This is a genomic window from Frankia sp. CeRuru1 (assembly GCF_977966315.1).
The window spans coordinates 9,261-19,672 of record NZ_CDWWEW010000049.1 but is presented as its reverse complement, the minus strand read 5'-3'; the positions used below and the strand labels follow the sequence as shown (position 1 = coordinate 19,672).

General features: G+C 70.7%; 10 protein-coding genes. 3 read left to right on the top strand and 7 right to left on the bottom strand.

Going from position 1 to position 10,412, the window contains the following annotated elements; genetic code table 11:
• Window positions 1-5 precede the first annotated feature (5 nt).
• Genes AC08OP_RS05980 through AC08OP_RS05970 form a run of 3 tightly spaced genes read right to left on the bottom strand, consistent with a single transcriptional unit; the run spans window position 6 to window position 4,005 of the window.
• The gene (locus AC08OP_RS05980) at window positions 6-1,625 is read right to left on the bottom strand and encodes a vWA domain-containing protein (protein ID WP_476613269.1); all 1,620 of its coding nucleotides are present in this window, start codon (window positions 1,623-1,625) and stop codon (window positions 6-8) included.
• Entirely contained in the window at window positions 1,622-2,884 is a 1,263-nt protein-coding gene (locus tag AC08OP_RS05975) for a toxic anion resistance protein (protein WP_476613268.1), read from the bottom strand. The genes AC08OP_RS05980 and AC08OP_RS05975 overlap by 4 nt, the downstream gene beginning before the upstream one ends.
• The gene (locus AC08OP_RS05970) at window positions 2,881-4,005 is read right to left on the bottom strand and encodes a hypothetical protein (RefSeq protein ID WP_476613267.1); all 1,125 of its coding nucleotides are present in this window, start codon (window positions 4,003-4,005) and stop codon (window positions 2,881-2,883) included. The genes AC08OP_RS05975 and AC08OP_RS05970 overlap by 4 nt, the downstream gene beginning before the upstream one ends.
• Window positions 4,006-4,176: 171 nt before the next feature.
• Here AC08OP_RS05970 and AC08OP_RS05965 point away from each other — a divergent pair, with 171 nt between their 5' ends.
• On the top strand, window positions 4,177-4,383 hold the full coding sequence (locus AC08OP_RS05965; protein WP_462188068.1) for a hypothetical protein: 207 nt from the start codon (window positions 4,177-4,179) through the stop codon (window positions 4,381-4,383).
• Window positions 4,384-4,488: 105 nt separating this feature from the next.
• Here the strand turns inward: AC08OP_RS05965 and AC08OP_RS05960 are convergent, their stop codons facing one another.
• Entirely contained in the window at window positions 4,489-5,475 is a 987-nt protein-coding gene (locus tag AC08OP_RS05960) for a metallophosphoesterase (RefSeq protein ID WP_476613266.1), read from the bottom strand.
• Between the two features lie 300 nt (window positions 5,476-5,775).
• On the opposite strand from AC08OP_RS05960, the gene AC08OP_RS05955 reads away from it, so the two are divergent.
• Window positions 5,776-6,363, top strand: a complete 588-nt coding sequence (locus tag AC08OP_RS05955) for a MaoC family dehydratase (protein ID WP_476613265.1) — start codon at window positions 5,776-5,778, stop codon at window positions 6,361-6,363.
• Window positions 6,360-7,289, top strand: a complete 930-nt coding sequence (locus AC08OP_RS05950; RefSeq protein ID WP_476613264.1) for an HpcH/HpaI aldolase/citrate lyase family protein — start codon at window positions 6,360-6,362, stop codon at window positions 7,287-7,289. Before AC08OP_RS05955 ends, AC08OP_RS05950 begins: the two co-directional genes overlap by 4 nt.
• Window positions 7,290-7,350: 61 nt before the next feature.
• Here the strand turns inward: AC08OP_RS05950 and AC08OP_RS05945 are convergent, their stop codons facing one another.
• From AC08OP_RS05945 to accA, 3 genes are all read right to left on the bottom strand, one after another.
• Window positions 7,351-8,703: an acetyl-CoA carboxylase biotin carboxylase subunit gene (locus AC08OP_RS05945; RefSeq protein ID WP_476613263.1), complete on the bottom strand. Its 1,353-nt coding sequence runs from the start codon at window positions 8,701-8,703 to the stop codon at window positions 7,351-7,353.
• On the bottom strand, window positions 8,703-9,452 hold the full coding sequence (locus tag AC08OP_RS05940) for an acetyl-CoA carboxylase biotin carboxyl carrier protein (RefSeq protein ID WP_476613262.1): 750 nt from the start codon (window positions 9,450-9,452) through the stop codon (window positions 8,703-8,705). Before AC08OP_RS05940 ends, AC08OP_RS05945 begins: the two co-directional genes overlap by 1 nt.
• On the bottom strand, window positions 9,449-10,412 hold a 964-nt coding region (gene accA, locus AC08OP_RS05935), incomplete at its 5' end, for an acetyl-CoA carboxylase carboxyl transferase subunit alpha (protein WP_476613261.1). The genes AC08OP_RS05940 and accA, both read right to left, overlap by 4 nt.

Genomic DNA, 10,412 nt, shown 5'->3' with positions numbered 1-10,412 from the left:
GCGGTTCACTGGTAGCCACGGATGTCCTTGAACGCGTCCGCCAGCGACGAGGTACGGGCGTCGAACACCGCGCCGCCGGTGTCGGTGGAGATATCCCGCAGCGCCGCCGGGTCGGCTTCCCCGAAGGCGATCGTGAAGGTAGGCACGGCACGCGCGGCCGCCGGCAGCCGCTGATAGGAGGAGCGGAAGTCGGCGGCCGAGATACCGGAGTTGTTCTCCCCGTCGGTCATCAGGACGATCGACGTGAGGTAGCCGGGGTCGGCCTCGACGGCCGCGCCGGCGGCCCGGTAGCCGGCCTCCAGCGCCGAGTAGATCGCGGTGTTGCCCTGGAGTTGCAGGCCGTCCACGAACGTGTTGACGCCCGCCAGATCCGCGGAGCCCGGCCGCGGGTCGTTCACGGCGAAGTCCACGGGGTCGTGGGCCCGGCCGGCAAAGGTGATCATTGTGATCTTCTCGCGACCCCGGAACCGGGCGAACCTGCCGGGCAACGTGTCGTCCGCACCGGTGAGCCCGCGCAGCGCCGCCTGGAGCGCCGCTATCCGCGGTCCGGCCATCGACCCGGACAGGTCGAGCAGGAAGATGGCGTGGCTGGGCCGCCGGAACCGGTCGAGGTAGGCGGACAGCAGCTGGTCGGCGACCTGCCGGCTCGCCGGGAAGGGCAGCTCGGTGAGCGTCCGCGTCGGGAACCGGGCGTCCAGCGCCACTCCGGGCAGGGCCGGCCGGCGGCTCGTGGCAGTCTGCAGCCGGCGCTGCGTCTGCGGCAGGCGCAGCCAGCTGACGACCCGGTCGTAGAGGTCACGCTTATCCGGCCGCAGCAGCAGGAGAGGGTAGTCGGAGGTGACGATCCCGTCCCTGGGATAGATCAGCTCCAATGGTTCGCGCAGCCGGTGCCCGGCGTTCAGGGCCAGCAGCACCGACTCATAGTTGATCATGCCGCCGAGAGTGTCCTGGGAGCGGGCGTAGGCGTCGGTCAGGAAACCGGAACTGCCCGCGGTCAGTGCCTGGCCAGAAAAGAACGAGGTCAGCTGGGCAGGCCTGATGTCCTGCGGGCGCAGCGCGTCCGAGGTGCCGGCGAGTGCCGCCGCCACCCCGACCAGGGCGGAGAAACCCGAGTTCGACGCCGCGGGATTCGTCATGGCGTAGGAGAGCTGGCCGGCCGCCACCTTCGCGGCGATGTCGGCCCAGGTCACGTTCGGGTTGCCGGTCCAGCCGAACTGCCGGGCCAGGCTGCGCCGGACCCCGAACACCACCGGCGACAGCATGATCGACGATCGCGCGGCCACGGGCGTCGCGCCGGTCGGCAGCAGTCGCAGGTACCGGTCGGAGGCGAACCAGGCGGCGTCGGCCTGGGCGGTGCCCCTGGTAATCGCGTCGGCGCCGTCCAGGGTGCCGGTGTAGGTCAGCCGCAGGGTGACGCCGGTCGCCCGGGTGAGATCGGAGAGCAGCGGCTGGATGTCCTGGAGTTCGGAGCCGGCGAGGACGGTGAGTTCGCCCGCGGATTCGCCGGTGCCGGACCCGCCGGTGCCGGACCCGTCCGCCGGTCCCGGGCCTCCGCCCGAGCAGGCGGCCGCGAGCAGCACCGTCAGGAGACACGCGAGCAGGGCTGCGCGCGGCCGTCGGTTCACCGGCCGCCGCCCGGCAGCGTCAGCTCGCCACCTCCGTCGGGGTACGAGCCAAGCTCGCCGACCTCGCCCGCGGCCGACCGGTCCAGGTAGGCGGTGGCCCTGCCGATCTCGGTGGACAGCGCGTCCACTGTCGTTCGCATGGTGTCCAGCGCGGCGGCGCGGTAGTCGTCGATGGCGTCGATGGTGGCGTAGATGTTCGCGAAGGCCTGCTGGAGGGCCCGCAGCGAGACGGTCGCCGAGGACGCCTGCCGGTGCACGTCGGCGCTCTGCCGGCGCAACAGCTCCGATGTGCCGGAAATAATCTTCTCGGTGGTGCTGTTCAGGGCCGAGATCTGGTCGAGGACCAGTTTCTGGTCGGCCAGCGCCTGGGCGACGATCACCGCGGTGCGCAGCGCCGACACGGTCGTGGTGCTCGCCCGGTCCACACCCTTGATGAGTTCGAGGTTGTTGCGCCGGAGCAGGTCCAACGCAAGGTAGCCCTGTGCGCCGACGGCAAGCTGGGTGAGCAGGTCCTGGTGCTTCTGGCGGACGTAGAACAGCACATCCCGGCGAAGCTCCTCCGCCCGGTCCGGGTCGGTGCCCGCGAGCGCCGCGATCCCCGTCTCGAGCTCACCGTCGAGTCTGCCGGCGAGGTAGGCGTACTCCCGCAGCCGGCCGATCGTCGCCCACAGGTTCTGCTTCTCCTGCTCGATGGCGGCGTTGTCCCGGCGCAGCTCCTCCTGACCGTGCTGCAGGGAGCGCAGGATCCCGTCCAGGTGGGCCTGCGACGACCGGTAGGAGGCGAAGTAGTCCCGCAGCCGGTTGCCGAAGGGGAGCACGCCGAGTAGCTTTCTGGGGGCGTCGAGATTCTGCCGGGAGGGGTCGAGGTCCGCCACGACCCGGCGCAGCTCGACCAGGGACTTCGACACCGCCGAGGTCTGGTCGAAGGGCCCGGAGTTCATCGCCCGGGTGGGCTTGTCGAGTAACCGGTTGGACACCGACGCCGATTCCCGGATCTCCTTCTCCCCCAGCCGGTGCACGGCGGCGACCTTCGACGTGAACGCCGGCGAGTGGGCATCGATGGACAGCAGCGTGCGCGCGAACGTGCCAGCCTGCTCGTCCAGCCGGGCCGCGGCGCCCGGATCGATCGGAACGGCCGGTTCGGCCCGGTCAAGGGGCACCGGTGCCACCGGCTCGGGCGGGGTCAGCACCAGGTCGCCGCCAGGTGCCGTATCGCCAGGTGCCGTATTCCGGTCGGCGGCCGGCGGTTGCGTGGTCAACCGGGTCTCCCCTGCGCCTGGTTCACAATCTTGTCAATCATGCGTTCCTCGATGGCGGCGGTGGGCGGTTCCACCACGTCAACCAGCGACGGCGGCGGCGCGAGACCCCGTTCGGTGGCCAGGCGGCGGCCGTACGCGGCATCCGCGGTACGAAACCCGTGCTGAGCCGCGAGACGCTGCAGCTGCGGGTCGGTGGCGAGTAGCCGCCCGGCGGCCTCGCCATCGGCGGTCAGCGGTACCACCGTGTGCTTCGCGTAGATCGTTGGCTCCGGGTACATGAGGACCATGTCGGGGCTGATGGAGCCGTCCTTCGCGAGCTGACGGGCGACAAACTGCGCCTCGTAGATCATGGCCATCGGTGTCTTCCCCATCCCAATGGTGAGGAAGTCGTCGAAGGGTTCCTGGGTGGACTGCTCGACATAGCCCTGCTTGACGAACAGCGGTGCGCAGCGGGCGGCCACCTGATCCGCCGCGGCGCTGTCGGCGACGACGTTGCCGCCGTTCTCGACATAGCTGGCGATCGCCAGGTACAGCGCCGCGGAGTTCGACGTCCGCACATCCGTCGAACTGATGAGCACGGACTTGCCGGTCTCGAAAGCGGTGTTCCCCGGCAGGTCCGACCAGCGGGTGTTCCTACCGACCAGATCGAGGTAGCCGCGCATGTTCAGGACGCGGTGGCCGCCGTCCATCCGCACGACCCCGGCGTTCTGCAGCAGTGACACGATCGGCTGGAAGGTGGCGATCGCCATCGGGCTGAAGAAGGGGACGTAGGACTTCGTCACCTTCCTGGCGGCCCTGATCCGGTCGGCCTGCGGCGCGTCGGCCGGAAAGGCCAGGTCATAGGGGGTCAGGTCGCGGCTGGTGGCGATCTCCCTGGACCCCGCGGTATCGACCTGCAGCCGGTAGCCGAGCTCCGCGAGCCGGACGCCCACCGCGGGATCCGCGAAGAAGTCCCGCTTCTCCGAACCGGCCAGGACCCGGACGGTCCGCACGCTGCCATCGGGCGGACCACCGCCGGCGTCGCCCCCCAGCCGGGGGACCACGATCAGGGCCACCACCGCGATCACGAGCAGACCGGCCAGCAGGAGCCCGACGGTCCTGCCCCGCTGCGCCGAACGCACCAGCCCTCCGCCCGAATCCCCCGATTGGCCCCGTCTGCCCCCATGATGGTAGATCCCGGCGACACTCCGGTAAACGGCGACGTCACATTGCGGTCGCACGGTGTTCACCGCTCGGCCATCAATTAGTCCCGGTCCGCGTGGAATCTGCGAAGACCCGACCATCCGCAGACAGTGGCCACGCTCCCCGGCGACACGTTCTCGACGTTCAACCCACGCGACCGTTCCCTGGTGACGGTGGATGGCCGCGGCGCCCGTCTGTGGGAGACGAGAGGGGACGAGATCACCCACGCGCTGTGCGGCTCCGTCACGACCACCATCACCGAGGATCAGTGGCGGAGATACGCCCCCGATCTCGCGTACCGGCCTCTGTGCCGGTAACCGCGCACCGGCTGCGCAGCCGGGCGGCGTCGATGCTCGCCCTCATCGGCTCCGGGACCGGCCGGGACCGCGAAACGGCCCCGGCCGGTGGGAGGATTCATACCCTCAGTAGTTGACGCGAGTCCAGCTGAAGACGCCCGGGGCAGCCGGGTTGATCGTGAGCTTCAGGTAGCCGTTCGCCTGAGCGCTGCCATCGACGACAATGCGGGTCACGTTGGGAGCCTGCAGGGTCTTCGGGGCCAGCGGGTGGAGGCCGTAAAGCGGGTCCGTGCTCGTGAACGGGTGGTCGACCCGGAAGTTGTGCGAGTCACCCTGCAGGATGAGCACCGGCTTGCCGAAATGCTCGGCGAGGGTCCCAATCCGCTTGACGATGGGATCGAAGCCACTCAGACCATCTCCACCGGCGGCCAGCGCGCTGGTGTCCCACATATCGGCCTGCATGAGCAGCGCGACCCCCGGCGCCCCGGTCTGGCGTGCGGCGTTGAACGCCTTGTTGATCCACTCAAGGTCCGCGTCAAGCCTGGTGGAATACTCGTTCCGCTGCTCCGCGGACAGCGGCGTCACCCCGAACCACGGGACGAGGCCGTTGTTGCTGCCCTGCACGTTAAGTGTCGAGAAAACCACACCGGACTGGGTCCACATGGCGTTCTCCACGAAGGGCGCGTAGGCCGGGTCCGCGGATTCACTGGTGACCTGCCGGGCGTTCACGCCGAGGGTCCGGCCCGGGACAGGGAAGAACACCTGACGCAGTTTTCCGAGACGTTCGAGAGGATTGTAGCCGCCGTTGTTCGCGCGGTGGCAGTCGGTCCACTCGTTGTCGCCGGGGGTATAGACAAGAGGATCCTGGAACTGGTCGAAATCCGACTTGATGGTGGCGAAGTACGAGTCCGAACAGACGCTGCTGCCATTCTTGATGTCGCCGAGATGCGCGACCAGCGACACGTCGGGATCGGCGTTGATCTTGCTGATGTCGGCGGGGAACTCGGCGATCTTGGCGGCGCCGTAGGGGATGTCGCCGATCACGGCGATCGTGGACGGAGCGGTCCCGGTGCCGAGCGGGGTGGCCGCGCCCGCCGGGATCGGGATCGACACGGACGCGGTCAGCGTACCAACGGCCAGTGCCAACAAAAGCCTGCGGTGCCGTATTTCCGGACTCCTTCATCACGAGGACCGCACGGTTCTTTTCCGGTCTTTTCCGGGGACGGCGGTTCATCGGGCCGGCCCGCCACCCGCACTCCGGACGCCCGGAAGCTATCGGGTCGACCGGAACGCCCCCGGAAGGGGTGATGAACCTTCACCCACGGCCAGCGCAACGCGGGTTACCCTACCCCTGCCGTCTTCGGCCGCTGAACACCGGCGGCCGGCGACGGGAGTCGATCGAGGGAGGCACCGATGGAGGCAGGGACATCCCCTCCCCCGCAGACCGCGGAGACCGGGCAGACAGGGCAGACAGGGCAGACAGGGCAGACAGGGCAGACAGGGCAGACAGGGCAGACAGGGCGGGAATGCCGGCGCGTCGAGGAACGGGGGCTGTGGTTCGACGAGCTGGAGACCGACGTCATCTACGCCCACCGGCCCGGGCGGACCGTGAGCGAAGCCGACAACACCCTGTTCAGCACGTTGACGATGAACACCCAGGCGCTGCACCTCGACGAGGCCTGGAGCACGACCCAGACGTTCGGCACTCGGCTGGTCAACAGCATGTTCACCCTCGCGACGCTGGTCGGCCTGTCGGTGAGCCGGCTGACCCAGGGAACAACCGTGGCCAACCTCGGGTTCACCGAGATCCGCTTCCCCGCACCGGTGTTCCCCGGCGACACGCTCTACGCCGAGACCGTGGTGCGCGACAAGCGGCTCTCCCGCAGTCGGCCCGGGCAGGGCGTGGTCACCTTCGAGCACACCGCGCGCAACCAGCACGGTGACGTGGTAGCCGTGGCGGTACGGTCCGCGCTGATGCTGCGCCGGGCGGCGGACCGGTGATCGGGCAGCTGCCCGGCCCGGCGTTGCTGTTCTGCCCCGCGGACCGGCCCGACCGATTCGCCAAGGCGGCCGCCGCGGCCGACGGGGTCATCCTCGATCTGGAGGACGGCGTGGCGGCGGCGGACCGGCCGCGGGCACGGCGCGCGTTGCGGGAGACCGTCCTCGACCCACTGCGGGCGATCGTCCGGATCAACCCCGCCGGGACCGCCGATCACGACGAGGACCTGCGCGCCCTCGCCGACACGCCCTACACCATCGTCATGCTGGCCAAGACGGAGTCCGCCGAGCAGGTCGCCGCCGTCGGGCCGCGCCGGGTCGTCGCCCTGTGCGAGACACCGCGCGGCGTGCTCGCCGCGGCCGGGATCGCGGCCGTTCCCACCACCATCGGCGTCATGTGGGGGGCGGAGGATCTCGTCGCCGCGCTGGGTGGCCGGTCGAGCCGGGACCAGGCCGGCCGCTACCGGGGCGTCGCCCTGCATGCCCGGGCGAGCGTCCTGCTGGCGGCCGGAGCGCACGGGCGGGTTGCCGTCGACTCCGTGTACCTGGACATCGCCGACGTCGACGGCCTCGCGGCCGAGGCTCGTGACGCCGTCGCGAGCGGCTTCGCGGCGAAGGCGTGTATCCACCCGAGGCAGGTCGCGGCCGTGCGGCAGGCATTCGCGCCGTCCGCCGACGAGGTGGCGTGGGCGCGGCGGGTACTCGACGCGGCGGCGCACTCCGCCGGCGTGTTCTCCTTCGAGGGACGGATGGTCGACGCGCCCGTCCTGCGTCATGCCGAACGCACCCTCGCCGCCACCGGGCATGATCCTGCTGTCACCGTCACAGACTCACCCACCGATCAGCGGCGGTGCCAGGGCCTACCGCGATCTGTGGATAACCCAGACCTCAGCCCGGCCTGGCATGGCCGGGGAAATGCGGAGGGTTGAGTACGGTCTGGCGGCGTCAGACCGTACTCAACCCTCCACAACTCTGCGTAGAGAACTCTGGTCAGCCGGTCGAGGTGAGCGCGGCGACGAGGGAGGTGTCGTGAGTCGCGGTCCGGAACCGGGAATCGTCGAGCACCCGCCGGAGGAAGGGCACGGTCGTGGCCACGCCCGGTCCCTCGATGCGCAGCTCTGACAGGGCCGAGCGCATCCGCCGGACCGCGCCGTCGCGATCCGGCGCCCAGGCGACCACCTTCGCCAGCAGGGAGTCGTACCGGGTCGGTATCCGGTAGCCGGGGTGCACGTGGCTGTCCACCCGGACGAAGGGCCCGCCGGGGAAATGGCACTCCGTGAGCGTTCCGGGCGCGGGGGCGAATCCCCGGACCGGGTCCTCGGCGTTGACGCGGCACTCGATCGCGACGCCGCGCGGGACGACCGCGTCCTGGGTGAGGTCGAGTTTCTCCCCCGCGGCGATCCGGAACTGCTCGGCGACGAGGTCGATGCCGGTCACCATCTCCGTCACCGGATGCTCCACCTGTAGCCGGCAGTTGACCTCCATGAAGTAGTACGCACCGGCCGGGTCGACCAGGAACTCGACGGTGCCCGCGCCGACGTAGCCCGCCGTGGAGACCCCGCGCAGCGCGGCCCGCCCCATCTCCTCGATGAGGTCCGCGGGGAGGCCGGGCGCCGGCGTCTCTTCAATGAGTTTCTGGTGACGCCGCTGCACCGAGCAGTCCCGGGCCCCCAGGTACACGCCGTTGCCGTACTGGTCGCAGAGCACCTGGATCTCCACGTGCCGAGCCGAAGGCAGGTACCGCTCGACGTACACCCGCCCGTCGCCGAAGACGGCCTGCGCGCCCGCCCGGGTCTCGGTGTAGGCGCGAAGGAACTCCTCGGGCTGCTCGACGACGCGCATCCCCCGACCGCCGCCGCCGGCAGCGGCCTTGATGATCACGGGATAGCCGATCCTGTCGGCGAACACCTCTGCCTCGTCCGCGTGGTCGATCGCGGTATGGCTTCCGGGCAGCAGCGGAAGGCCCGCGGCAACCATCAGCGAGCGGGCGACGGCCTTGTCCCCGAGCTTCTCCATGACCGAGGCGGGCGGTCCGACGAAGGTGATGCCCTCGGACTCGCAGACCTCCGCGAAGTCCGCGTTCTCGGAAAGGAATCCGTATCCAGGATGGATGGCGTCCGCACCGGCGAGCCGGGCGGCCTCGATGATCGTCGGGATGTTGAGGTAGCTACGGCCGGCGGGGCCCGGACCGATCTGGACGGCCCGGTCGGCGAGCCGGGTCACCATGCTGCCGCGGTCGTCGGCCGAGTAGACGGCGACGGTGCGCAGGCCGAGCTCCCGGCAGGTGCGGAGGACCCGCAGAGCAATCTCGCCCCGGTTGGCGATCAGGACGGTGGTGACCATCAGCCGCGGGCGTCCGGATCGATAGCGATCAGCCGTTCGCCGTACTCGACCGACGTCGCGTCGGGCTGGCACACCTCGACGATCTGGCCGGCCGTGTCCGCCTCGATGGGGATCATCAGCTTCATCACCTCGAGGATCGCGACCTGCTGCCCGGCCTTCACGGTGTCCCCGACCCGGACGAACGGCCGCGCACCGGGTTCGGGAGCGTAGTAGAAGACCCCGACGCTCGGCGCGGTGACGTAGCTCAGGCCAGCATCACCACCGGCGGTCGGCGAGTCCGCCGACCGCTCCTCGACCAGCGCGACCTCGCCGGGAACGGCACCACCGGGAACGGCACCACCGGAACCAGCACCGCCGGAACCAGCACCGCCGGAACCAGCACCGCCGGGAACGGCACCACCAGGAACGGAGCGAGGCGCGGGAACCGGATGACGACGCGGCGGCGCCGTCGCCTGGACGGGCCCGCGCCGGTCGTCACCGAGCTCGGCCAGGTCGGTCCAGGCCAGCTCCACGACGATGTCGCCGGCGGTCACCCGCAGGTGCGACGGCGGCCGCACCGCGTTCGCGTACAGGGCAAGGGCGTGGTGCTGCACCGCGGCCAGGATGGTGTCGACGTCCGCCGCGTCGATGGCGGACAGCGGGCCGGGCGCGGCGGTCGACCATCCCGGCGCCGTGCCCGGATCGTCGACCGCCCGGTTTCCGTTGGAGGAGACGGCGCCGGAGCGGCGCGCTGCCACAGTCGTGCTCATGAGCTCTGCTCCCTGTGTTCGGAGTGTCCCGGGTGTTCGGAGTTGCCCAGGCGTTCCGGGGGTGACGCGCCGGCCGGCTCACCCGCCACCGCGCCGAAGCGACGGAAGCGCAGCCACCGCCGGTACACGAGCTCCTCCGGGCCGGCCAATCCCAGCGTCGCCAGCGTCGCGCGCAGCGCGGCACCGACGAGCGCCGCGGCGTGGACGGGATCGGCCGCGGCACCGCCGTCAGGCTCGGGTACGACCCCGTCGACAATCCCGAGCTCCAGCAGCTGGCGCGCGTCCACGCGCAGTGCCTCGGCCGCCTTCGGCGCGGCGGTCGCGTCCTTCCAGAGGATCGACGCACATCCCTCCGGGCTGATCACTGAATACACCGCGTTCGCGCACATCAGCACCCGGTCGGCGACCGCGAGCGCCAGCGCTCCGCCGCTGCCGCCCTCGCCGGTGACGACGGCGACGACCGGAACGGGCAGCGCCCCCATCAGGCGCAGGTTCTCGGCAATCGCGACCGACTGTCCCCGTTCCTCCGCCTCGACGCCGGGATGGGCGCCGGCGGTGTCGATGAAGGTGACCACCGGCAGGCCGAGCTTGGCCGCCAGCCGCATGACCCGCGCCGCCTTGCGGTACCCGGCGGGACTGGGCATGCCGAAGTTCCGCTCGCTGAGCTCGGCGACCGTGTGCCCCTTCTGGGTGCCGATCACGGCCAGCCCGACTCCGCCCAACCGGCCGAGACCGGCGACCATCGCCGGGCAGTCGGCGGAGGCCCGGTCGCCGTGCAGCTCGTTGAAGTCGTCCAGCAGAAGCGAGATCAGGTCGAGGGTGGTCGGGCGCCCGAGTGCCCTGGCCTGCCGCACGGCGTCCCAGGGATGACGGACGGGCAGGTGGAGCGCCTCGGTGATCACCCGCTCGGCTCCGTCGTGCCCGTCGGACGGGCCGCCCCCGGCTGCGATGCCCCCGGCC

Excerpts from the sequence above, each read along its gene's own strand:
- AC08OP_RS05955 (WP_476613265.1), top strand. The coding sequence starts at position 5,776 with ATGGAGGCAGGGACATCCCCTCCCCCGCAGACCGCGGAGACCGGGCAG.
- AC08OP_RS05945 (WP_476613263.1), bottom strand. The coding sequence starts at position 8,703 with ATGGTCACCACCGTCCTGATCGCCAACCGGGGCGAGATTGCTCTGCGG.
- AC08OP_RS05940 (WP_476613262.1), bottom strand. The coding sequence starts at position 9,452 with ATGAGCACGACTGTGGCAGCGCGCCGCTCCGGCGCCGTCTCCTCCAAC.